Source organism: Cellvibrio sp. KY-GH-1, from assembly GCF_008806975.1.
Taxonomy (GTDB): domain Bacteria; phylum Pseudomonadota; class Gammaproteobacteria; order Pseudomonadales; family Cellvibrionaceae; genus Cellvibrio.
In genome coordinates this window covers 2,710,350-2,734,816 of record NZ_CP031728.1, presented here as the reverse complement: position 1 = coordinate 2,734,816, position 24,467 = coordinate 2,710,350, and the positions used below count along the sequence as shown (strand labels likewise).

General features: G+C 50.0%; 19 protein-coding genes. 11 read left to right on the top strand and 8 right to left on the bottom strand.

The window, feature by feature from the left end; genetic code table 11:
* Positions 1-77: 77 nt before the first annotated feature.
* Complete coding sequence (locus D0C16_RS11815; RefSeq protein ID WP_225319000.1) at positions 78-2,045, top strand: phytase; 1,968 nt, start codon at positions 78-80, stop codon at positions 2,043-2,045.
* A gap of 39 nt (positions 2,046-2,084) precedes the next feature.
* Here the strand turns inward: D0C16_RS11815 and D0C16_RS11810 are convergent, their stop codons facing one another.
* The 3 genes from D0C16_RS11810 to D0C16_RS11800 form a co-directional block, all read right to left on the bottom strand.
* The gene (locus D0C16_RS11810; protein WP_151032564.1) at positions 2,085-2,546 is read right to left on the bottom strand and encodes a GNAT family N-acetyltransferase; all 462 of its coding nucleotides are present in this window, start codon (positions 2,544-2,546) and stop codon (positions 2,085-2,087) included.
* Between the two features lie 28 nt (positions 2,547-2,574).
* Positions 2,575-2,868, bottom strand: coding sequence for a hypothetical protein (locus tag D0C16_RS11805; RefSeq protein ID WP_151032563.1), 294 nt, complete (start codon positions 2,866-2,868; stop codon positions 2,575-2,577).
* 123 nt (positions 2,869-2,991) lie between these two features.
* Positions 2,992-3,561 (bottom strand): gluconokinase, encoded by a 570-nt coding sequence (locus D0C16_RS11800; RefSeq protein WP_151032562.1) that lies wholly within the window; start codon positions 3,559-3,561, stop codon positions 2,992-2,994.
* Positions 3,562-3,717: 156 nt separating this feature from the next.
* Between D0C16_RS11800 and D0C16_RS11795 the strand changes: the two genes are divergently transcribed.
* From D0C16_RS11795 to D0C16_RS11785, 3 genes are all read left to right on the top strand, one after another.
* On the top strand, positions 3,718-4,752 hold the full coding sequence (locus D0C16_RS11795) for a LacI family DNA-binding transcriptional regulator (RefSeq protein ID WP_151032561.1): 1,035 nt from the start codon (positions 3,718-3,720) through the stop codon (positions 4,750-4,752).
* 122 nt (positions 4,753-4,874) lie between these two features.
* Complete coding sequence (locus tag D0C16_RS11790) at positions 4,875-6,518, top strand: MFS transporter (protein WP_191968697.1); 1,644 nt, start codon at positions 4,875-4,877, stop codon at positions 6,516-6,518.
* Between the two features lie 102 nt (positions 6,519-6,620).
* Positions 6,621-8,984 carry a GH36-type glycosyl hydrolase domain-containing protein gene (locus D0C16_RS11785; protein ID WP_151032560.1) on the top strand — a complete coding sequence of 788 codons (2,364 nt, stop codon included), beginning with the start codon at positions 6,621-6,623 and terminating at the stop codon, positions 8,982-8,984.
* Positions 8,985-9,092: 108 nt separating this feature from the next.
* Here D0C16_RS11785 and D0C16_RS11780 read toward each other — a convergent pair whose 3' ends face one another.
* The 3 genes from D0C16_RS11780 to rpsT all read right to left on the bottom strand — a co-directional run bounded on the left by D0C16_RS11780 (position 9,093) and on the right by rpsT (position 10,667).
* A complete protein-coding gene (locus D0C16_RS11780) occupies positions 9,093-9,485 on the bottom strand; it encodes a zf-TFIIB domain-containing protein (protein ID WP_151032559.1) in 393 nt (130 codons plus the stop codon).
* A 208-nt stretch (positions 9,486-9,693) separates the two neighbouring features.
* Complete coding sequence (maoP, locus tag D0C16_RS11775; RefSeq protein ID WP_151032558.1) at positions 9,694-10,098, bottom strand: DUF413 domain-containing protein; 405 nt, start codon at positions 10,096-10,098, stop codon at positions 9,694-9,696.
* Between the two features lie 302 nt (positions 10,099-10,400).
* Entirely contained in the window at positions 10,401-10,667 is a 267-nt protein-coding gene (gene rpsT / locus D0C16_RS11770; protein WP_151032557.1) for a 30S ribosomal protein S20, read from the bottom strand.
* Positions 10,668-11,130: 463 nt separating this feature from the next.
* Here rpsT and D0C16_RS11765 point away from each other — a divergent pair, with 463 nt between their 5' ends.
* From D0C16_RS11765 to D0C16_RS11755, 3 genes are all read left to right on the top strand, one after another.
* Positions 11,131-13,707: a carbohydrate binding domain-containing protein gene (locus D0C16_RS11765; protein WP_191968696.1), complete on the top strand. Its 2,577-nt coding sequence runs from the start codon at positions 11,131-11,133 to the stop codon at positions 13,705-13,707.
* Positions 13,708-13,892: 185 nt separating this feature from the next.
* Complete coding sequence (locus tag D0C16_RS11760) at positions 13,893-15,725, top strand: serine/threonine-protein kinase (protein ID WP_151032555.1); 1,833 nt, start codon at positions 13,893-13,895, stop codon at positions 15,723-15,725.
* A gap of 42 nt (positions 15,726-15,767) precedes the next feature.
* Complete coding sequence (locus D0C16_RS11755) at positions 15,768-16,448, top strand: hypothetical protein (RefSeq protein WP_151032554.1); 681 nt, start codon at positions 15,768-15,770, stop codon at positions 16,446-16,448.
* A 56-nt stretch (positions 16,449-16,504) separates the two neighbouring features.
* Here D0C16_RS11755 and murU read toward each other — a convergent pair whose 3' ends face one another.
* On the bottom strand, positions 16,505-17,200 hold the full coding sequence (gene murU / locus D0C16_RS11750) for an N-acetylmuramate alpha-1-phosphate uridylyltransferase MurU (RefSeq protein ID WP_151032553.1): 696 nt from the start codon (positions 17,198-17,200) through the stop codon (positions 16,505-16,507).
* A complete protein-coding gene (locus tag D0C16_RS11745) occupies positions 17,197-18,258 on the bottom strand; it encodes an aminoglycoside phosphotransferase family protein (protein WP_151032552.1) in 1,062 nt (353 codons plus the stop codon). Before D0C16_RS11745 ends, murU begins: the two co-directional genes overlap by 4 nt.
* A gap of 244 nt (positions 18,259-18,502) precedes the next feature.
* On the opposite strand from D0C16_RS11745, the gene D0C16_RS11740 reads away from it, so the two are divergent.
* The 4 genes from D0C16_RS11740 to rsmA all read left to right on the top strand — a co-directional run bounded on the left by D0C16_RS11740 (position 18,503) and on the right by rsmA (position 24,460).
* Positions 18,503-21,145, top strand: a complete 2,643-nt coding sequence (locus tag D0C16_RS11740; RefSeq protein WP_225318999.1) for an LPS-assembly protein LptD — start codon at positions 18,503-18,505, stop codon at positions 21,143-21,145.
* A gap of 16 nt (positions 21,146-21,161) precedes the next feature.
* Entirely contained in the window at positions 21,162-22,481 is a 1,320-nt protein-coding gene (locus D0C16_RS11735; RefSeq protein WP_151032551.1) for a peptidylprolyl isomerase, read from the top strand.
* Between the two features lie 126 nt (positions 22,482-22,607).
* The gene (pdxA, locus tag D0C16_RS11730; RefSeq protein ID WP_151032550.1) at positions 22,608-23,603 is read left to right on the top strand and encodes a 4-hydroxythreonine-4-phosphate dehydrogenase PdxA; all 996 of its coding nucleotides are present in this window, start codon (positions 22,608-22,610) and stop codon (positions 23,601-23,603) included.
* Positions 23,604-23,617: 14 nt separating this feature from the next.
* On the top strand, positions 23,618-24,460 hold the full coding sequence (gene rsmA, locus D0C16_RS11725) for a 16S rRNA (adenine(1518)-N(6)/adenine(1519)-N(6))-dimethyltransferase RsmA (RefSeq protein ID WP_151032549.1): 843 nt from the start codon (positions 23,618-23,620) through the stop codon (positions 24,458-24,460).
* Positions 24,461-24,467 lie beyond the last annotated feature (7 nt).

Sequence of the window (24,467 nt, the reverse complement as noted above, 5' to 3'; positions counted from 1 at the left end):
CGCGCCCATGGTTTTGCGCGTTCGCAGATCAGTCTGGTTGTAGTTAATCGTTTCAAGTTTTTCAGGATCTTAAAAATATGTATCTTAAAATTATGCGTCTAAAAAAAGCAGTCAGCATCGCTTTGCTGTTGGGGGCAGCATTTGTGTTACCCGCCTATGCAACCGAACAACAACGGAATAGCAGTTCCATACAGGCCTTGCCGAAAACTATTCAGGCATCGATGCTCGCGCCTCTGAGTGGAGGTGGATATTTGGCAGTTGATGGAAAAAATGGCGTGAGTTGGTTGAATGCCGATGGTACGCCTTTGGCCGCGTTAGCGGCGCCGGCGGAATTGCTCGACTGGCGAGAGGAAATTCCTGTTAAAAATGGGAAACTTGAAAAGTACGTGGTAGCGGCTACGGTTCGCTTGCCTGAACAGCAGCCCGTCATTATGGTGCTGAATAAATCCACGAAAAAAATCAGTGAACTGGTACGTTTGCCTATCCCGAGTTTCAAAATTGAAAGTCTGTGCTTGAGTGTGGATCCTGCGCATAATCTGTCGTTGTATTTGCTGGATGAACGCGGTACTGCAGAACATTGGCTAGTGGCGGATGCGCAAGGTGAACCGCTGATTAAAAAATTGCGCAGTGTGCCAATTCCTCCCAACAGCAAATCTTGTTCTGTGGATGATCAGCAGGAATCGTTATTTATTGTTGAGGAAGCTATCGGTGTCTGGCGTTTAAATGCGTCGGTGGAGGCAGCTCCGGGGCGCCAGTTGGTAGATGCCGCCAAACCATTTGGGAAATTAAGCCAATCGGTAGAATTAGTGGCAGCGCTACCCGGTGGATTGTTAGCGTTTGAACCACAACAAAAAAGTGTATTGTTTTATCGGAAGCAGGGCGACTCCTACCAATTGGAAAAATCGCAGACAATTTCCCAGGTTGAAGAAGTTGAAAACCTATCCGTCGTTTATGATTCTGTGCGCCGGGAAATAACGGCAGTGCTTTTTGACGAAGCAACGCAGCGTCATTGGCAAATTAAATCCCCTTGGGCGTACGACAATCAGAACGATAAAACGGTGATGCCAATGGTTTCCGTCGTTGCCGACATTCAAACAGAAACCATGGCGCGATTTGGTGATGCGGCCGATGACCCGGCTATTTGGGTTAATAAAAAGTCCCCGCGCAAAAGTCGTGTGATTGGCACTAATAAACAACAGGGATTATTTGTCTACGATTTACAGGGTAAGCAAGTGCAGCATTTTAACTCTGGAAAATTAAATAACGTGGATGTGCGCTACGGTGTTCCGGTTGGTAAAAAAAAGATGGATATCGCGGTAGCTACCAATCGCGCTGACAACAGCCTGGTGATATACGCTATTGATCCCTCGTCGGGAAAGCTGGTGTTTTCTGGCAGCGTCAACACTGATTTGGAAGAAATCTATGGTTTTTGTCTCTACCAATCTGCATCAGCTACCTACGCCATTCCGAATGGAAAAAGTGGTGAGTTTCAGCAAATTAAATTAATCGCCACGCCCGACGAAAACAACAATATTACCTGGCGTGGAGAATTGGTCCGCCGCTTTTATGTAAAAAGTCAGCCGGAAGGCTGTGTGGCTGATGACAAAAATCAGCGCCTGTTTGTGGGTGAAGAGGATGTTGCACTGTGGACCCTGGGCGCCGAACCAACCGCTGCAAATACCCCCGAACTGGTGTTGGCCGCCGGTGATTTATTGGTTGCTGATGTTGAGGGAGTGGGAATTTATCAGGGTAGACAGCATTCCTATGTGGTGGTTTCCAGTCAAGGAAATAACAGCTTTATAGTCATCGATGCGCTACCGCCGTTCAAGGTACGCGGTCGCGTGCGTATTGATATGGACGCTGCGCATGATATTGACGGTGTGTCGGAAACCGATGGGCTAGAAGTTAACGCTGCGAATTTTGGTGGTAACTATAATGAGGGGATGCTCGTAGTGCAGGATGGTCACAAAGTAATGCCGGAAGCGCCGCAAAATTTTAAATATGTTGATTGGAAAAAAATCAGTGCCGCCTTACAGCTTGATTGAGAGCCTTTTGCCCCTCTTTGTGTAAAGAGGGGTTCCATATCAGCTTGACGGTAAATACCACTCAGGTTTTAGCGCATAACCTATTTCCACATCGCCCCGAAAACCGAGTTTTTCGTAAACACGGTGGGCTTCAGTGCGTTGCATTCCCGACAGTAACATCACTTTGTAACAGTTTTTCTGCCATGCCAGGTCTACTGCGAAACGCAACATACGGCTACCTATGCCTTTGCTGCGGCAACGGCTATTGGTAATGACATGTTCGATCATGGCAAAAGGACGGGCGCCATTGGTGAGTGTTGGTATTAATCCCAGCATGCAACTGGCAATCAGTTGCTGATTTTCTTCAACCACAATCAGTGCAATCTGTGGGTTTTCCAGCATCGCTTGCAATGTGCTGACTGCAAGCTCATTGGATATTTTTGGGTCATTGGGCCGAAGCTCGCTGTAAAGCGCGAGCAAACCCTCGCAGTCAGCGAGGGTTGCCGTGCGGATAGTTTCCATCGGGATTTGCTGGTCTTTTTAGTTTGTTTTATTGGCCTTTGCGCGATTCACGGATGTAAAAGCGTGCGTCTTTGGCATTGTTGTAACAATTGTCGAAGTTTTCAACCGCTTGCATGGTGCGCGCCGCGGTAATTAAACTCAGCGCTTTGGTATAGCTCACGGTACCGCTAAAACCATCAGCTTTTGCAATTGATAACTCGCTCCAGGCGGCTTCAATTTCTTTATCGCAAGCGTTGCGGAATTGGGTTTTTCCCGCACAGGCGGATAGCGTAACCGCCAACACAATCAGGCAACTGGAGGTAAGTATTTTACGGATGGGCATCTGTGAATCTCCTTGGGCTTGTTGTTGATACTTGGATCAAACTTTTTCGCAGGAGTTCACATTCTGGCGGTAGTGTAGATGAATGCCAAGCCGAAATTGCTATTCCGGCTTGGGAATGCTCGTTCAGGCAAGCAGGGCGTCGGGCTGTTGGTGTAGTTCGCGATCTATAACGCCAATGGTTTGGGCAATTACATGATCAAGAGAGCCTCGCACATCAATACGATAAACATCCGGTTCAGTGCTCGGGTCTTCAAGGCTATCAAATTGACTATCAACCAATGTGGGTGCCATAAAGTGACCTGCACGCTTGTTAACACGAGTTTGTATCGTGTCTTTGTCGCAGTGAAGAAAGATAAAAATCGTCTTAAGGCCTGCTTTGCGCAGCTCATCTCTGTGCACGGCCTTAAGCCCTGAAAACGCCAGGGTAGAGTGCTGGTCACGGGTGGCTGCGTCGCGGAAGTAATCGCGCATCCTGATTACCCAGGGAAGTCTCATCGCATCCGTTAACGGAATGCCTTTTGCCATGGTGTCGCGCGATTCCTGGCTATGAAAGTCGTCGCCATCAAGATACGCGTACCCATAGTGGTCGGCGATGGCTTTTGCTACGGAAGATTTACCGCTGCCGGAGACTCCCATCACAATGATCAGATTGGTGGCGGCATCCGGGTTGCTAATTGCATAAGAGTGTTGCATCTGGGGCTGTCTCGTGTACGTCCAGGGATAAATCCGGCGCAAGGCTGGAGATTCAATGGAATCGCAATCAAAATGTTCAATCACTGTACATGATAGCGCAACCATCGTGCTTGTGGTATGGTAGCAAAAAATAATAGCGAAGTGCAGATATTGCCTATGAAAACAACAAAAAAAAGACTTTCAGATAAAAAAATCACCTTGGTTGATGTTGCAAATGCGTCTGGTGTTAGTGCTATCACCGTGTCACGTGTGATCAACCAACCGGAAAAAGTATCAGAGTCCTTGCGAATTCAGGTGCAAAAAGCAATTGATTCGCTCGGCTATATCCCTAATCAGCACGCCAGCTCACTTGCGTCATCCAAGTCCCGTGTTATTGGTGTCGCCATCCCTTCGCTCAGCAATATCGTGTTTACCGAGGTGTTGCGCGGGATTTATGAGGTGATGGGGGCCAACGGCTACAAGGTTCTATTGGTGGATACTCACTATTCTCCGCTCGAAGAGGAGAAGATGATTCGCACCCTGCTAAGTCAGTCGCCTGAAGGGCTAATTATCACCGGGGGCGACCAGACCAAGGCCTGCCAGAACTTCCTGACCAAAGCGCGCATTCCCATCGTACAGATGATGGAGCTGTTGGCAGACCCCATTGATATGAACGTCGGTTTTGCCCATGGTCGTGCGGGTTACGATGTAGTGAAACACTTGATTGGCCAAGGGTATGAGCGCATCGGTTTTATCGGTGCCCGTATGGACCCGCGCGTTCAGCAACGTATGCAGGGTTATAAATTGGCGCTGGAGCAGGTGGGCAAGTTTGATAAAAACTTTATTGTAACTACCCCTGAGCCATCTTCGATCGGTGTAGGTGGTGAGCTGTTCAAAAGCTTGATGGCCTCCACCAACGGCGCCGTCGATGCCGTTTTTTGTGTAAACGACGACCTGGCTCTGGGGGCATTGTTTGAAGCTCAGCGTATGAATATCAATGTTCCGCAAGATCTCGCGATCTGCGGATTTAACGATATTGAGGCAGCTGCCTATGTTAACCCGTCGCTCACCAGTGTATCGGTAGGGCGCTATGAAATGGGTGTAAAAGCAGCAGATATGATTATTCGAGTGCTCAACGAAAAACCCATCGAATCCAGAAAGGTAGATATGGGTTACGAAATTCGCAAGCGTGCGTCTACCAGTCGCCTCTAGTGAGTTCATTCATTTCATCCCCCGACACCAACGACAAAGCAGCTTTATAGCAATCACAAGACCACAGCAACTCACTTCGCTGGCACCGGGTGCTGGCGAAGCCTTATTAACTCCGGAGAGTAATGGTGAACGCGCAAGAGTCCCTGACAAACAACAATGATCGCCTTGCCAAACTTAGTTGGCGCGAACGTATAGGCTACGGTTTGGGAGATGCCGGGTTCAATTTTTATTGGGCAATTATCGGTTCCTATTTAGTATTTTTTTATACCGACGTATTCGGTATAGCGCCAGCCGCCGCGGCAACCATGGTGACGGTAACCAAAATTATTGATGCCATTACCGACCCGATAATGGGTGGAATCGCGGATCGCACCAACACTCGCTGGGGAAAATTCCGCCCTTACTTAATTTGGGGAGCCTTGCCGATGATGGGGGCTGGCGTGCTCACAATGAGTACGCCCGATTTGGACGAGACGGGCAAATTGATTTGGGCCTATTCCACCTATGCGTTCCTGATGCTCTGTTACACCGTGCTCAATATGCCTTACAACTCACTCTCTGCTGTGCTTACCGGCAATGTGCAGGAGCGCAACACCTTAAACAGCACCCGGTTTTTCTTTGCGTATCTCAGCAGTATTTTGGTGGGCGCAGCGACGCCGGAGCTGGCTGAATATTTTGGCGATGGCGATCGCTACAGCGCCAAGGGTTGGCAATTAACTATGGCGGTCTATGCGACTATCGCATCCTGTTTATTCCTGGTGACTTTTTTTACCACGCGCGAGCGCATTCAGCCTCCGGCGAACCAGGAAAAAACCAATCCGCTGGTTGACCTTAAGGATTTGTTTACCTGCCGCCCCTGGATGGTTCTGTTCGTGTTGGCGCTGGTGTTCATGATTACCATGACGCTGCGCAGTAGCTCGGCCGCCTACTATTTCCGCTATTTTGTGGAGCGTCCGGATCTGCTCGGAAATTACATCGGCTTGCAAATGGCGGGTTTGATGGTGGGGGCGATGATGGCCTCAACCGTGACTAAATACATCGACAAACGCAAGCTGATGATGGTGCTGCTGGTGGTGGTAGCCAGTCTTTCGATCGCATTCACTTTTGTCCCCAAGCCTGATCGTCATGGCGTGGTGGACATTTCCGGCAGTGAACTCGTGCAATTAAATGCGAGCGAATTGCTCGATGGAGACCAAGCACCGGGCGACAGCTATCAGTGGCTGCGTCACGACAAAATTTTCTGGATTATTAAAGAGCGCGTTGCGCTGGAAGAAACCGGACCGGTGATTTCGCTGGAAAATGCCAAGGGTCAAACCCTTAGCGTAGTGCGCACTCGCGCCGATGGCACCACTCAGGACAGCGCGGATTTGCCCGCTGAAATTCTGTGGATGTTTGCGCTGAATATTTTGATCAGCATCGCCTTGGGATTTAAGCCGCCGATCACTTGGGCAATGTATGCCGATGTGGCCGATTACAACGAGTGGAAAAATGGTCGTCGCGCTACCGCCATGACATTTGCGGCAACCACTTTTTCGCAAAAAATTGGCAGCGCCGCAGGTTCAGCCTTAATGCTTTCTGTACTCGCGGCTATGGGGTATCAGGCGGGACAAATGCAGGCGGGCGCCTCGCTTGACAGTATTGTCTATATGCAGACAGTTGTTCCCGGACTGTTCGCGCTGGTCACGGCGTTTTCGCTGATTTTTTACAACCTGACGGATAAGCAGGTGGAAAAAGTTCAAGTCGAACTTAAGTCTCGCCACTCGTAATTATTTTTCGCTGCCGAACTTTTCTCCCTGGTTAGAATGGGCGGGAAAAATTCGGCTGCTGCATTTCAATACGTATAAATTTACAAGACTCCAGAGCTTCCTATGACGACAAAACTACTTAACGCCAGTGACGCTGGCGAACGCTACGAGTTGCACAGTCCTACCGCAATGCCGCGCGCAGCGGGTTTTTTGTGGAATCAGCGCATGATGATTCAATCCACTTGTCGCGGTTACGCGGTTGCACAGTTTATGCAGCCTGAACCGGCCAAGTATGCCTATGCGCCGAATCTGGAGGCCAAGACATTTATGCAGCCAGAGCAGCCCTACTATGCGCATCATCCGGGCCGCTTTTTTTATGTGAAGGATGAAGAGACTGGCGAGATTTTTTCGGCGCCCTATGAGCCGGTGCGCGCGGCCTATGAAAATTATGTGTTCTCTATCGGTAAAAGCGATTTGCGCTGGACCCTGCAGTCACTCGGCATCGAAGTTGAGATTACGCTGTCCCTGCCGGTGGCGGATGTGGTGGAACTCTGGGATGTAAAAGTGATTAATCGCTCCGGTCGCGCGCGCCGCATCAGTGTTTATCCCTATTTCCCGGTGGGCTATATGTCCTGGATGAACCAGTCGGCGGAATACCGTGCTGATCTGGGCGGCATGGTGGCAACCTGCGTGACTCCCTATCAAAAAGTGGCGGATCACTTTAAAAATAAATTTTTCAAAGACAAAACCTTCTTCCTGCATGAGCAAAAGCCCGATGCCTGGGAAGCCAAGCAAGAGACCTTCGAAGGGGAAGGTGGATTGCACAATCCATCGGGATTACAGCAAGAGACTTTGTCGGGCGGTGATGCGCGCTATGAAACGCCCGCTGCTATTTTGCAGTACCGTTTGGAATTGGCAGCCGATGGCGCACAGCGTTATCGCTTTATTTTTGGCCCGGCCTTTGATGATGCCGAAATCAAAAAAATGCGCGATACCTATTTGAGTGAGCAGGGCTTTGCCAAGGCGCGCGCTGAATATTCTGCCTACGTTGCCAGCGGCAGCGGTTGTCTGCAAATTGAAACTCCGGATGCGGAGTTGGATAACTTTGTTAATAACTGGTTGCCGCGTCAGGTGTTTTACCACGGCGATGTCAATCGCTTGACCACTGACCCGCAAACCCGCAATTACCTGCAAGACAATATGGGCATGACGTTTATCAAGCCCCAGGTAACGCGCGCGGCATTTTTGCATGCGCTGAGTCAGCAGGAAGCGTCTGGTGCTATGCCCGATGGTATTTTGCTGGTAGAAGGTGCTGAGCTGAAATACATCAACCAGATTCCTCACACGGATCACTGCGTTTGGTTGCCAGTGTGTTTGAAAACCTATCTGGATGAAACCAATGATTACGCGATTTTAAATGAGCCGGTTCCTGGTCACGATGGTAAGACCCTGAATGTATTTGAGCGCATCAGCAACGCTATGCGCTGGCTGCTGCAGGCGCGCGATTATCGCGGCTTGAGTTTTATCGCTCAGGGCGACTGGTGTGACCCAATGAATATGGTGGGTTACAAGGGTAAAGGTGTTTCTGGTTGGTTGTCGGTAGCAACTGCCTATGCGTTAAATTTGTGGGCGGATGTCTGCGCAAAAACATCGCGCAATGATTTGCAGCAGGAATTTATTGCTGGTGCTAATGAAGTAAATGCAGCAGTGAATAAATATATGTGGGATGGTGAATGGTTCGGACGCGGTATTACCGATGATGATGTGGTGTTTGGCATCAGCAAGGATAAAGAAGGGCGCATCTTTTTGAACCCGCAAAGTTGGGCGATTCTCGGTGGTGCGGCCAATAATGAGCAGCGCGATAAGATGATCGCCGCCGTAGAAGCGCAGCTGGAAACGCCTTACGGTGTGGCCATGTTGGCTCCTGCCTTTACCTCTATGCGCGATGACGTTGGCCGTGTAACCCAGAAGCACCCTGGGTCAGCGGAAAACGGTTCTGTGTATAACCATGCTGCCATTTTCTACATTTACAGTTTGTTCACTATCGCCGAAAAAGATCGCGCCTATAAGCTGTTGCGGCAGATGATTCCCGGCCCATCGGAAGCGGATTATTTGCAGCGCGGCCAATTGCCGGTGTATATCCCTAACTATTATCGCGGTGCTTACTATCAGTATCCGCGCACTGCTGGTCGCTCATCGCAACTGTTTAATACTGGCACTGTGTCCTGGGTGTATCGCTGCATGGTGGAAGGTATTTTTGGTTTGCAGGGGGATACCGAAGGCCTGCGCGTGAATCCGCAATTGCCATCGGCCTGGAATGAAGCCACAGCGGTGCGCGAATTCCGCGGTGCGCGCTTCAATGTCAGTATCAAGCGCGGTGCAACTGACAAATTGCAATTGCGCTGCAATGGCGATTTGTTGGCAGATAATTGTGTGCGCAATATTGTGGCTGGTAGTGAATATCAGTTGGAAGTGTTAATTCCCTGATTTGCTCATTTCACTGCCAGCGAAAATAAAAAAGGCGTGCCCGGTGCACGCCTTTTTTATTTGCAAAATAATCGCTCGCCAATTTATCGAACAGCCTGCAATCAATCGTTAAAAATCAAAAATTTCGCTCAGGATGGATTTCTTTTTGTAGGGTTTACCGTAGTGACCGCCATAGTTGTGATGCTTGCGGTCATCGTAATCTTTTCGATGTGAGTCGTACTGGCGCTGCTCTTTGTACTGGGGTTCTTGCGGGCGATAGTGCTGTTCTTGATGTTGTGGGCGGTAAGTTTGTTCCTGATAGCTGCGGGCGGGCTCAGGTTGGACTTGTGGTGTTGGTGCCGCGTCTTCCTGTGCGCGTTCAATCAACTTATCCAGTTCTCCGCGATCCAGCCAAACGCCACGACATTTGGGGCAGTAGTCAATTTCAATACCCGAGCGCTCGGAAATGAGCAGGTGAGGGCGATCGGGGGATTCGTAACAGCTGGGATTGGGGCAGTGCATAATGTGTCTCCGAATGAGGCGTGAATAAAAAACGCAACGACCGGACACGCGAAACCTTTGTCATTGCGACAAAGGTCTCGTTCACAAATGCTGGGCATTTGCCTGCGGCGCCGGAGCCTGTGTAGTGATAAGGCTCGTGATGACGACATCCGCAGCGGGAACTACTCCCCTTCGGTAGGGCGGATTTTTCAGCAATGCGCTGGAGTTGTCAACCCGCCTCGGTTTTGGTGGCTTTCTTGGTGGTTTTGGCGGGTTTTGCATCGGCTGCTTTGGGCTTTGTTTCTGTAGCCACGGGCTCTGCCGCTTTTGCCTTGGGTTTGGTTTTGGTTTTGGTTGGCGCTGAAGCCTGGCGGGCTTTTGCGATGGACAGGTATTTAACCCAAGCTTGTTCAATGGGGCTTTTGGGGGCGCTTTGGTTGGCGATAACTTTGAGGATGTGTTGGTCGTCAGTGGTGGGGTCGGAAACTTCTTCTTGCATCAGGGCGTTAATCAGGACTCCGTGTTTGCGTATCAACCTTGCTTGAACATCGGATAACCCCCCCTTCTCAAATCCTTCAGGGAAATTCACAGCATCCTGGAATGTTTGTTTCAGGTAATGATCACGCGGCAACATAGGGTATCTCCATTATTAGTATGTGCTATCGGATTTCGGGTGCCTGCAGATGGCTGTGTCCGTGTTTTGGTCAGTCTGGAGGAGTTACCTGCAAATCCGGCTCTTGTTGTTATAGCGCTGGAATAGCCTTCCAGCCAAAAGTTGCTGCCGAATTTAATCTGTTTTTGTGACACTGTATAGAGCTTAAATTGCCCTGAGAGGTGAGTTTATCGGCTGATTGCTGCTGATTAACTCTACATGCACAAATTGCGGGCACAAAAAAACCGGCCGTAGCCGGTTTTTGTACTGCTGGTCTGGTGCGCTTAAGCAGCCAGTGCCTTTACTTTAGCGTTCAAACGGCTCTTGTGACGAGCAGCTTTGTTTTTGTGGATCAAGCCTTTGTCGGCGATACGATCAATCACAGAAACTGCAGAAACATAAGCGGCTTGAGCAGCAGCTTTATCGCCAGTAGCGATAGCAGCCAGCACTTTCTTGAGGTAAGTACGCCCCATAGAGCGCATGCTTGCGTTGTGCTTGCGAGCTTTTTCATTCTGACGCGCGCGTTTTTTAGCTTGGGGTGAATTTGCCACCTTAGTGCTCCTATATATAAATTCGGGTTAAAACTGTCTAAAAAAGGGTCTGGATTCAGGGACGCGACATTATGCCGTCTTAACGCGGTTTGTCAACCAAAGAAACACATTTTGGGTGCTAATCGAGCTTGGTCGGTGTGATCAGATTTTTACGATAGTTTACACGCCAACAAGAGGTTAAATCTTGGATTCTGGATACACTTTGAGCAACTTATAAAGATAAAAAGCCTTACGGAGTGCTCCTACGATGAAATTAACGCTTATCAATCCCCTCCTGGTGCCCGCGTTTGTCCTATGTTGTTGTGGTTGGCTGTCCGCCTGCGGTAGTGGCGGGGGTGGGAGTAAGGATTCCGGGGGACCCGCCTCAGCGGCTGTAAGCTCAAAAGCATCAAGCTCGACCCCCGTGAGCACGCCGGCCTCTTCGTCCGTGGCGTCGGTTGTGCAAAGCTCAAGTTCGGGGGCGATGTCTAACCAAATGGTTCCCTTCGTTTTGCCTTTTGATGATGCCGCGAGCGGCATTACCCAGGTTGGCGATTTATTGAACCATAAGCCGGCTGGCAAGTTCGGCGCAATTAGAGTCGATGGTCATGCGCATTTCGTTGCGGGGAGCGAACGCGTTCGTTTCCTGGGGGTGAATATCACCGCCAGCTCCACACTTACAGCCAAGAACAATGCGGAGAAAGTGGCCGGGCGTTTAGCCAAGTTTGGCGTGAACCTGGTGCGATTCCATCATATGGATAATAACTTCGGGGCCAAAAGTATTATCAATTATGCAGCGGGTAATAGTCGTTCGCTGGATGCTGATAACCTCGACAAGCTGGATTATTTTATCCATCAGCTCAAACTCAACGGCATTTACATCAATCTCAATTTAATTAACTCGCGCGATTTTTCTGCCGCTGATGGTTTACCCGCAGACATCAGTCAGCTCACCTGGAAACAGCGTCATGTGTTGGGTTATGTATCCCCGACTTTTCGCAATCTGGAAAAAGAATTTGCAACACAATTGCTGACCCATAAAAATCCCTACACAGGATTAACTTATGCGGAAGATCCGGCAATTGCCTTTGTGGAAATTAATAACGAGAACGGCATTTTTCAGCAGTATTACGATGGCTCGATCGATAAGTGGCCGCAAGTATTCAGTGCGATGCTGAATGAGCGCTGGAATAACTGGCTTGCGGAAAAGTATGCATCTACCGCCACGTTGGAAGCTGGATGGGGTGCGCTTGATCAACCTCTGGGTTCTGAAAAGTTGGCCAATAATAATTTCGCCAACGGCACTAGCGGTTGGAATATCGAACAACACGATACAGCAAAAGTTACTGCAACGGCCGGTAGTTTTGCCGGGCGCGGCGGCGTGGAGTTAAAAGTAACCCAAGCGGGCTCTGCAAGTTGGAATGTGCAATTAAATCAGGGCAATCTCGCGATAATAAAAGATCAGCTTTATACCTTGGGTTTTTGGGCTAAGGCGGATACTGCTCGGCAACTCGGCGCAGCCATGGGGTTGGCTTACGACCCTTGGACAACATTACTCGAGCGCAATTATTCGCTGACCAGTAGTTGGCAATATTTTGAAACCAGCTTTATTGCCAGCCAAAGCGATACCAATGTGCGCATTAATTTCAACGGCTTCGGTAATACGCTTGCGACAGTTTATATTGGCGATGTCAGTTTTAAAGCGGGCGGAAGTATTGGCAAATTGCCTGCGGGCCAGTCCCTGGATGCAAAAACCATTGGTAACAATTTGCGCTCAGCCGGCTACACCAATGGGCGCGATAAAGATTGGGCAGATTTTTTACGCGCGTTGGAAACGGCCTACTGGGCGGATATGAAAAACCACATAAAAGCCACCATAGGTTTTAGTGGTTTGGTAACAGGCACTGCGATTATGAATACGCCGCCGGGAACCCATAAACAATTTGATTTTGCCGACGCACATGCCTACTGGCAGCATCCGGTATTTCCAACGGCGGATTGGGATGCGGTGAATTGGACGGTGGATAACCAATCCATGGTCAACACCTTTAACAATACCCTGACCGCACTGGCGAAGCAGCGTATTCAGGGGATGCCCTTTACCATTTCCGAGTACCAGCATTCATCGCCCAATAGCTACGGCAGTGAGGGGCAGCTGCTGGTCGCGGCTTACGGTGCGCTGCAAGATTGGGACGGCATTATGATGTTTGCCTATGACGCCGGGCCCAATGATAATTGGGGACAGGGTTACTTCAGCGATTTTTTCAGCATGAATGCGCACCCCACCAAAATGGCCAATATGCTGATTGCCGCGAATATGTTCCGGCGCGGCGATGTGGCGGCGGCACAAAGCCAACTGCTGATGAATTTTGATCCGGCTACGGAACTAGGTGTGTTGGTGAGTAAAGGTGGAGCTTGGAATGTCGCCAATGGCTCACATTTAAATGTACCCAATGATATTCCGCTCACCAAACGTTTTGCGTTGGATGTGAGTGCAAACCCGCAGGGTTTGAGCACCGCACCGGTGGCGAGCAACCAAACCCAAGTGGCCTCGGATACCAATGAGCTGGTGTGGAATCTCTCTCAAGTCAATCAGGGTTTGGTAACGGTAAATACAGCGAAAACCAAATCGTTGATCGGCTTTATTAATAATCGCGCGCTTATACTGGGTAATGTCGGTATTAAAGTGGCGGCCACTGCTAACAATTGGGCAACGGTTGCGCTCACCGCGCAGCAGGGTAGTTTTAGCGATATCGATAGCGAAGCGAAAATTTTGGTAGTGGCAACTGGCAATGCCGAAAACACGAATATGCAGTGGAAAAGCGCAGCGAAAAATTCGCTGGGCACAAATTGGGGGACCAGCCCAACGCTGGTGGAGGTTATTCCTGTCACTCTGGATTTGCCATTTGCCAGTGCGCGTACAAAGGCTTGGGTTCTGGATGAAACCGGTCAGCGAAAAGCGGCGTTGGCGGTGGGCGATAACGGCGGCAAGGCGCAACTGGTATTGAATGGCGCAACCGCGAGCTTGTGGTATGAAATCGAAGTGACCGCAGCGAAGTAGCCCGGCTGTTAAACGCCTAAACGAACTGCACGGAAGCTATCCTGCAGTTCGTTTTATTGGTCTGCAACTGGTAGATATGACTATTTCAGTATCGCTTCTTCTTTAGTCTACTCTGGCGCGATAAAACTGATTTGCCGTGATAATATTCTTCCCTGAGCCAAGTCCAAACGCGCCGGGGATGTTGCGTGACCGATTCCAACAATTCCAATCAGACCCAGATTCGCGCCGATCTTGCTACGGGTGAAACCCGCGTGGCAGGGACTACTGCACCCGCGCATTCTGCTACTGATCACTCTACCCAAATTACCCGTTATTCCGCATCCCACAATCACTCAGCTGGCTTTGCGCGTGCGCGTGAGTTAGTTGAGCAATCGCACACCGGCAAGGGGTTGCTGCTCAAGAAACGCTTTTTGTTGGAGGATGTGCTGGGCCATGGCGGTATGGGTACCGTCTATAAAACCCGGGATTTGCGCAAAGTAGAAGCCGAAGACCCCAATCCGTATATCGCCACCAAGGTATTGAATCAGGATTTTAAAGATCACCCGGACGCCTTCGTTACCTTGCAGCAGGAAACGGCAAAATCCCAAACCCTGGCGCATCCGAATATTGTGACCGTGCACGATTTTGATCGCGACGGCGATACGCTTTTTATGACCATGGAGCTACTCGAAGGTCAGCCGCTCGATCAATTAATCAAGGCGCAGCGCAATCAGGGGTTGCCCAAAGAACAGGTGTGGAAAATCACGCGCGATCTATGCGCGGCATTGGCTTACGCCCATCAGCGGCAATTTATTCATGCGGATTTCAAACCGGGCAATATATTTGTCGCTCCCGACGGCAGCGCCAAAGTGCTCGACTTTGGTATCGCGCGCGCGACCAATCGCGAAGCGCACAAGCATAAATTCGATGCAGGTCAGTTGGGTGCATTAACACCGGCCTACGCCACGGTCGAAATGGTAAAAGATGAGCCGCTCGCATTTACTGACGATGTTTACGCGCTGGCGTGTGTTGTCTATGAAATGTTGGCGGGGCGTCATCCCTACAATAATCGCTCGGCACTGCAAGCTCTTGAGCACAAAATGCAGGCCAAGCGTTTAGAGGGATTGAGTTCGCGCGAGTGGAAAGCCTTAAGTCGTGGTCTGGCGTTAGTAAAGTCCGAGCGCTACGCGAGTGTCGCGCAATTTTCTGATGCGTTATTTCCCCGGCGCAATCCAATACTCTTGCGTGGCGCTATTGGTCTGGCCTTGGTGTCGCTGCTGGGGGCCGGTTGGTTTGCCTATAGCCAGCAGCAGGCGCAGCAAAAAGTACGGGCGACTATTGCGGAAAAAGTGGCGGCAGCGCAACGCTGTTTTGCGGAAGAAAATTTTGATTGCGCAATTGAACACAGTTTGGTGGCCGCCAATCTTGACCCGGAGAATGTCATCGCCAGACAATTGTTGTTAAGCGCCCAGCGCGCCAATGAACAGCGTGCTAGCGATGAGAAAATTAACGAGTTAATTGCTGAAGCAAAAACCTGTTTGCAGCAGCAGGACTTGGATTGTGCGGCATTGTTTTTACAAAAAGCGGAAGCAATAGGTGCACATAGCTCGCAGGTGGTGAGTTTTCATGAGGCACTGAGTGTGGCGCGCGCGCAACAGGCGCAAACCGCAGCAAAAAAAGAACAGGAAATTAGCAGTGCGTTGGCGCGCGCGCAAACTTGCTTGTCTGGGCGCGACTATTCATGTGTGGTTAATTCGGCTGTTCGTATTTTGGAGTTGGACCCGACCAATGCCCAAGCTGTAGCGATTAAACAATCTGCGTCCTTGGCTCAGGAACAGGCCAGTGCGCTCACCGTAAAAATCACGCGGTTGATGAGTGATGCACAAGGCTGTATGGATAAGAAAAATTATTCCTGCGCGATAGCCAAAGCGGAGTCTGTACTGGAGTTGGATGCGAGCTACCAAGCGGCGGTAGCGTTAAAAAATCGCGCCCAGGAAACCCAGCGCAAACTCAAGGAATCCGGGTTCACTATTAAATAATTTGTTGAGCGCATCTAAATAACTCACTTGGGGGCTATTACTGTGAAAGCCAAAATTATAATTGCTATTCTTTCGTTCTCATTAATTTCACCTGCCTACGCATTTAGTTTGAGCGATCTGAAAGACAATATTGATCGCTCCTACAAATGCAAAAGTGGCGATCAGGGCTGTAAGAATCGAGAGCGCTTAAAAGCGGCAGCGCGTGTTGCAGCAGTTGCTGTGGCAGTGACCTTAATTACCAAAATGATTATCAAGCACCGGTCCGAGCGCATCGCCAAAGAGGAGCAGGTTGCCGAAGAATACAAAACCAAAAATCAGAATTTACCTGCAGAGCCTGTGGCCACTGAGTATCAAACCAAAACCTTGCCGGGCAACGTAGTGGCACCCGGCCAGGAAGTGATCATTCAATCGGATATCGTGGTGGTGCCGGGTACCCGCCATAAAACGGCATTGATCGAAGAGCGTATTGCGATTTACGACAATGAAGACAACACCAAGGAATTAAAAAATTTCACCAAGCCGGTGAATGAAAACACCAAAGCCGGCGGCCGCTACAAAAATGAATTTACCTTCACCCTGCCTGAAGGTTTGCCGCAAGGCGTTTATCCGATTAAAACGGAGTTGTTATTGAATGGCGAAGTAGTGGATACCGCGAATAATGATATTCAGTTGGTGATGCAGGTTGATCATCATGGTAATCACCAGTTGTTGGCGATGAATTGATTGTTTAGACAATTAGAAAACAATAAATCAGGGCGCAATAAATTGCGCCCCTACGATCAGGTGATTGGGGATAAATAATCTTCAAGTTCTTGCAGACGCTCCGGTGTGCCTACGTCGCTCCAGTGTCCGTGATGCAGTTGCCCGCTTAATTGTTGTTGCGCAATGGCGTGGCGAAAGCACTCAACTAATGGAAACTTTGCGCGCTTGTTCGGGTAGTGGGATACCAATTGCGGTTTTAGTAAACTGATGCCGGCAAAGGTGAATCGCTGCGGATGTTTTTTTTGCGCGTCTTCCAGTAATACGCCGGAATCGCTCAAGGCAAAATCGCCAAGAGGATGAAATTCCGGGTTAGGCACCAATAACAAATGACCCAAGTGTGTGGGACTTAATAGTTGCGCACACAATTCGCTAAATTCCAGATCGCTCCAGACGTCGCCATTTATTAATAAAAACGTTTCATCGCCCAGTAAATTCAGCGCCTTTAAAATCGCGCCGCCGGTTTCCAACGGTTCGGGTTCCTGCGAATACTGGATCTGCAAATTCCAGCGCTCGCCATCACCGAGATGTGCACGAATTTTTTCACCCAGATAGGCGAGGTTAATAATGACGTCGCGAATGCCCGCGCGCTGCAAATTTTCCAGATGGTATTCAATCAAGGGTTTGTTGTTGGCACAGAGCAGGGGCTTGGGGGTGTGATCGGTCAGGGGGCGCATGCGATTTCCCAAACCTGCGGCGAGAATCATGGCTTTCATGGGCGATCCCCGGCACTTTGATAATCTGCGTACCATTCCTGTTGTTGGGCGAGCGGTAGCAGGGTGCGCGCAAACCAATGTGCAAAGACCTGAAGTTCTGGGTATTCCTGTGCGACCTCCAGCGTATAGCGAATCACAAGCGGTAAATCCTGCAGGTATCCAGGCTTGTTATCGCGCAAATTCAAGCGTGCAAAGATGCCCAGCACTTTGATATGACGCTGCAATCCAATAAGGTCAAACCAGCGCAAAAATATTTTCGCATCTACTTCCGGGATTTGTTGGAGTTCGATGGCTCGCGCTCGGTAATAGAGCGCCCATTGCGTTACTTTTTCCGTTGGCCAGCGCAGGTAGCAATCGCGTAGCAGCGAGACTAAATCGTAAGTGACTCCACCCCAGAGTGCGCCTTGGAAATCAATAACACCCAGTTGGTTGTCGCTGCGCAGAATCAGATTGCGCGAGTGATAGTCGCGGTGCACAAAGCTTTGGGGTTGATTCAGGGAATTGTCTTCCAACAAATTAAAAAGATGGTCGAGCAGCTGTTGTTCCGCTGTGGACAACGGGTGCCCTAAAAGCTTGCCCACAAACCATTCGCTGAAAATTTCCAGTTCACGGCGCAGCAAGGCGCGGTCGTAGCGAGGAATTAATGTTGGATTATCTGCGCAACCCTGCAGCTGCAGTAGTGTGTCGATTGCTTGATGATAGAGCAGGTCGGCATTGTGATTATTTGCGGCGCGGAACAATAAGTTATCGCCCATGTCTTCCACCAGCAGGAAGCCTTGGTTGGGATCGGCGGCAAATATTGCCGGGCTATGCACGCCCTGGGCATGAATCAATGCGGCAATCGCAATAAACTGTTGGCTGTCTTCCGTGCCGGGCGGGGCATCCACAGCCAGCCATTGAGAGGGTTGTTGAAAGCGGAAGTAACGGCGGAAGCCGGCATCGCTGCCCAGACTTTGGAGTATAATCGGATGCCACGCTTCTGGTGTGTTAAGGGTTGTCCAGTTGGCAAGCGCTAACTTGCGGGTATCGGTAACGGAGCTGCTGGTGGAATCTGTCATCGGTGGCCTGATAGTTTAGGGCGTTATTCCAGGGGGTGTTATTGGTCGCGGATTCTACTCCAGTCGCTGCTCTTTCCCCAATCTATTGCTTTTGGTGCTATTCATTCCCAGTGCAGGCGGTTTCCAGTAGAATCGCTGCAATTTTTTCGGCGGCAACTTTTTCAGGCGCCTGTTGACTCAGTTCAGCAAATCCAACAATTGACGGCAGTGCGCATATTCGCCCGCCAGTACGAGACCGCGGTTAATGGCTCCAACCCAGAATCAACCCAAGCAAGATCGATACTTTTCATTAAAAAATCGATATAGATCATTTGTCCCTTCGCGGCTGGCCCTGTCGATTGCGGCCCAGTGCGCAGGCCTATTGCTGCTGCCTGCCGCTTCCGTGTGGGCGCAGGACCAGTCGTCCAGTGCTAGCAATTCGTCGTCCTCCGGTGCCCCAGCAGTTGCCCAGATTAATCCCAATGACGCTTTGCGCGAATTGGATTGGGTTCCGATGGAAGAGTTAACCGAGGAGCAAAAGCAACAAGTACCGGTTGCTTGCTGTGGTGCTTATATAGCACCACCCCGCGATGATGCGGAATCAGAGATGGACCCGGAAAAAGCGAATATTTTCGGTACTGCGGATTATTCTGAATCGGAAAAGCAAACCAAATTTGTTATGCACAGTGATGTGCGCCTTACTCAGGGGCGCCGCTCGTTCCGCGCCGACACCTTCACGTTTGATAAAACAACGCGTGAAGCCGAGTTGAAAGGAAACATTCAGGTGCGTGAGCCGGGTGTATTGCTACGCGCCGAGCGCGCCTATGTAGACACCAACACCGGCAACGCCGAGCTGGAACAGGCCCGTTTTGTACTTTACGAAACACGTGTGCGTGGCCGCGCGGAAAAACTTGAAAAGTTTGGTGATCAGATTATCAGCTTGGACCAAGGGACTTTTACCAGTTGCGAGCCAGGAGACAATACCTGGATGATCCGCGGCTCCAATATCACCTTGCACAATGACAAGCATTACGGCACCGCTAAACATATGCGTTTGGAAGTCAAAGATATTCCCATCGCCTATGCCCCTTATTTCCGCTTTCCTATTGGGCCAGATCGTTTAACCGGGTTTCTCTTTCCCTCTATGGGGTTTGATGAAAATGACGGCGTCGGTGAATTTACAGCGCCCTTTTACTGGAATATTGCACCCAATTACGATGCCACTTTCACCTGGCGCTATTTGTCGGATCACGGCAACATTCTGGCCAGTGAGCTGCGTCATATGTCGAGCAGCTTTGACACTCAATTAAACGCCAGCGCCCTGAATGATGATCGTGGTGGCTACAGTGAGCGCCTGCAGGATCAAATTGATAGCGGTGAGCTTGCCGAGGAAGATGCCTATCCCTACAAAGGTAAAGATCGCTGGCAGTTCAATCTGAACCAGACTGGCGGACGCAATCAGCCCTGGTCCACTCTTATCGATTACACCGATGTGAGCGATACCGATTATCTGCGCGATGTGGATAGTAGCGCTGTGGATTTGAACCGCCAAGCCTATATCCGTCAGCGTATATCGGGTAGCTACACCACAGATCATTGGCAGTTAGCCGGAAAGATTGAGGAGTTTCGCCTGCTAACGGACAACCAATTGCCGTATCGCGAGTTGCCGCGGTTGAATGCCGATGGTGAATATCGCATTAATGAGTGGCTGCTGGAGCTGGATAACGAATACACCCACTTTGCAATGAACCGCTACTTTGGGGATAACCCGGAACAGGCCCTTAATAAAGCTGATTTGATTACTGGCGAGCGTCTCCGCACCAATTACGGCTTGACCTGGGACAAACAGTACGCCGCCGGGTTTATCAAACCGGGTGTGGGGGTCAAAACTCTGGGCTATCAACTGGATGCGACCAATATGCGTGCAGACGCCGACACCAGTCCCCGCATTGTGGCGCCACAAGGCTCGTTGGATACTGGTTTGTACTTCGAGCGCGACCGGCAATGGTCTGGCGAGGCTTTCACCCAAACCCTTGAGCCGCGTGCGTTTTACTTGTATCGCGACTACGAAAATCAGGATGCGTTTTACGGTTTGACCAGCGAGACCAGCTACGTCAACTTCGACACCTCGGATTTGGTTTTTACCTACCAGCAGTTGTTCCGCGATTCGCGTTTTTCTGGTGGCGATCGTATTGACGACGCCAATCACCTCGCTGTGGGGCTGACGAGCCGCTTCGTTGAAGCCGATACCGGTATAGAGCGGGTGCGTTTGAGTGTGGGGCAGATCAATTATTTTGAGGACCGCGAAGTTAGTATCCTCAACAATGAAGATGACTATGCCAATACCCGCAGCAGCTCCGCCATTGCGGGTCAGGTGAGTGCGCAACTGGGCGATCATCTGCGCCTTTCCAACGACATTCTCTATGATCACCAGCAAAAGAAAGTTAACGCCGTGAGCAGCAGCCTGCATTACATGGATGAGCAATACCGCATCCTGAATCTGGGCTATCGTTACTCGCGCGATCCGGTGACCCTGAGCCCACTGGATACTAACCCGCAAATCGGCGAAACCCTGGATCAGTTGGATGTAACCGCGCTCTGGCCCCTGAATAACCAGTGGGCGGTAATTGCACGCACTAACTATGATTTTAATTTCAGTGCGGAACTCGATACCTTTGCCGGGCTCGAATACACCGATTGTTGCTATCGTATCCGCGTATTGGCCCGCCAGTGGGTGGATTTCGATTTCAGCCAGGATTTCCTGCAGGATTTAAGCAATGACGATTATGATCGCGGCATCTTCTTTGAAGTGCAGTTACGCGGTTTTGGCACCTTGAGTCAACGTATTAGTAACCTGCTCGATAAAGCCATGTTGGGCTATAGCGAGCGTGAAGCCTCTTTACAATAAAACAGTGATTGATGTTATGAGTAAGAACCAAAACAAGCCTCATCAAATGCGCAGTGCCTGGGCGATGTTTATGAGCGGGCTGATGCTGCTTGGCAGTCAAGCCTGTCTGGCCCAAAGCAATGCGGTATCACTGGACCGCGTTGTGGCGATTGTCGATAAAGATGTTGTGTTGGAAAGTGAATTGAATGATCGCAAACAATCGGTACTGGATCGTTTGCGTGGTCAATACCAGCAATTGCCACCTGACGAAGTGCTCAACAAGCAAATTCTGGAACAGCTAATTGTTGAGCGTATTGAGTTGGGATTGGCGGAGCGCTATGAAATTAAAGTGGACGAGGCTGAAATAGATCAAGCTGTAGGGCGTGTGCTGCAAAAGAATCAAATCACTCTGGCGCAGTTGGAGGCAGACTTGCAGCGTCAGGGTTTGAATCTGGCTGGTCTGCGCAAACAAATGCGCAATGAGTTAACGATCAGTCATTTACAACAGGGTGTGGTGAACAGCCGCATTAAAATTACTGAACAAGATATTAATAATTTCCTGGCCTCCAGCGACGGCAAATATGCAACCTCGCCGGATTTTCATATTGGCCATATTTTAATTGCGGTTTCCAGTAGTGCGGATGCAGATGCAGTGGCAGAAGCAGAAAAGAAAGCCAATGAGATCTACCAGAAATTGCAATCGGGCAGTGACTTTTCGCAAATGGCTATTAGCTTTTCCAATGATCAGGCTGCGCTGCAAGGTGGCGACATAGGTTGGCGCAAGCTGGCGCAATTGCCGGAGTTGTTTGGCAACCAAATGGCCAATCTTGCGGTAGGGCAAGTTTCCAAGCCGTTCCGCAGCGGCGCCGGGTTTCATATTTTGAAAAATATCGAGCAGCGTGGTGGCGGTGCACAATTAATCGAGCAAACGCATGCGCGACATATTCTGTTGAAAACGTCGGAAATTATGGATGATGCGCAGGCACGCCAGAAATTGCTGGATTTAAGAACCCGTATTGAAAAAGGCGAAGACTTCGCCAAGCTGGCACGTGAAAATTCAGAAGATACCGGTTCTATGTTAAGTGGCGGTGATTTGGGTTGGTCCACACCCGGTATGTTCGTGCCTGAGTTTGAAGAAGCTATGGCTAACACCTCACCGGGCAATATCAGTCGCCCCTTTAAGAGTCAATTCGGCTGGCATATTTTGCAAGTGATCGAGCGCCGCAAAGAAGATATGAGCGATAAAGTGAAACGCAATCAAGCGGCGAATGTATTGCGTTCGCGTCGCTTCGATGAAGAGTTTCAGTTGTGGTTAACACAGATTCGCGAAGAAGCCTACGTTGAAATTAAACTCTAGTCGCCGTTAGTTAACAATTAATCAGATAAGCGGCTAAAAATTGGGTTGCCTTGCAATTCCGGTTTTTAGCCGTTGCATTTTTGGGCCCAACAATTGTTTGGGCTCAGTAATTTGGGGCACAGTAAAATGACGGACTGCTACCGTATTGCGCTAACACCGGGCGAGCCCGCTGGCATCGGCCCTGATCTTGTCGTTACGCTCGCTCAGCAGGCGCAGCCGCATGAAATAGTGGCGATTGCTGATCCACAGCTATTGCGCGAGCGAGCGCATCAATTGAACTTGCCCTTGCGATTGCGCGAAATCAATTTGCAGGATGCCCCGCGTCCCTGTGCCGCAGGCGAGTTGGCGGTGTTGCCTGTTGTCTTGGTCGAAGCCGCCGTACCGGGCAAGCTTAACGTCAAGAACGCGCCTTATATTTTACGCTCCTTGGATACCGCAATTGCCGGTTGTATCTGTGGGCATTTCGCGGCCCTGGTCACTGGCCCGGTGCAAAAAAGCGTGATTAATGATGCGGGTATTTCCTTCAGTGGCCACACTGAATACTTAGCGGATAAAACCCGTACCCCAAAAGTGGTGATGATGTTGGCTACCGAAGGGTTGCGCGTTGCGCTCGCAACCACGCACTTGCCGTTAAAAGATGTCGCCGCCGCAATTACCCATGATGAGCTCACACAAGTGACTGAAATTTTGCAGCGCGATATGCAACTGCAGTTCGGCATCAAAGAGCCGCGCATTCTGGTGTGCGGTTTAAATCCGCATGCCGGTGAAGGCGGGCATTTGGGGCGCGAAGAAATCGAAGTAATCGAGCCGGTATTAAACGAGCTGCGCGCGCGCGGCATGAACCTCATTGGCCCACTTCCTGCTGACACTTTGTTTACGCCCAAGTACCTGGATAAAGCGGATGCGGTGCTCGCCATGTATCACGATCAGGGCTTGCCGGTTTTGAAATACAAAGGCTTTGGCAATGCGGTGAATGTTACTCTGGGTTTGCCGATTATTCGCACCTCGGTAGATCACGGCACCGCATTGGATTTAGCGGCGACCGGTAAGGCCGATTTGGGTAGCCTGCGTACAGCATTGGCTTATGCACTTGCCATGGTGCAAGCAAAGCACGCGCACTAATTTGAGAAACACTCATGAAAAAAATGTTGAATCACGAATCCCAACATAAAGCGCGCAAGCGCTTTGGACAAAACTTTTTAATTGACCATGGCATTATTCGCGACATAGTGCGCTCGGTCCACCCGCACAAAGATGATGTGATTGTGGAGATTGGCCCGGGTAAAGGCGCTATCACCCAATTACTGGCAGACGCCTGCGATAATTTAAACGTGATTGAGCTGGATCGCGACCTGGTGCCCTGGTTAAAAGTGAAATTTGAAAAACATCCAAACTTCCAGCTTTATCAGGCAGATGCGTTGCAATTTGATTTTGCACAGCTGATGCGCAATGACAAGCCGCTGCGCATTGTAGGTAACTTGCCCTACAACATTTCCACTCCATTGATTTTTCATTTGTTGAGCTATGCGAGCAAAGTGCAAGACATGCACTTTATGTTGCAGAAAGAAGTTGTTAAGCGCATGGCTGCACAACCGGGCGAAAGCGCTTACGGTCGTCTGGGAATCATGGTTCAGTATTATTGTGCGGTGGAGGATTTATTCGACGTTCCGCCGACATCATTTGATCCGGCCCCTAAAGTGGACTCCGCTATAGTACGTTTGATTCCCTACAAAGAATTGCCCTTTGTTGCTAACAATATAAAAACGCTGGAGACGCTCGTAAATGTCGCTTTCCAACAGCGTAGAAAAACCCTGCGCAACTCACTCAAGCAACTGCTCACCACGGAGCAAATGGAAAGCCTTCCCGTCGATTTAAGTTTGCGTCCGGAAGAAATCAGTTTGCCGGAATATGTGGCGATGAGTAATCTGTTGGGCGAAGTGTCATTTAATGGAAAAATATCCGCCGACGATGGCGAGTAATCATTTA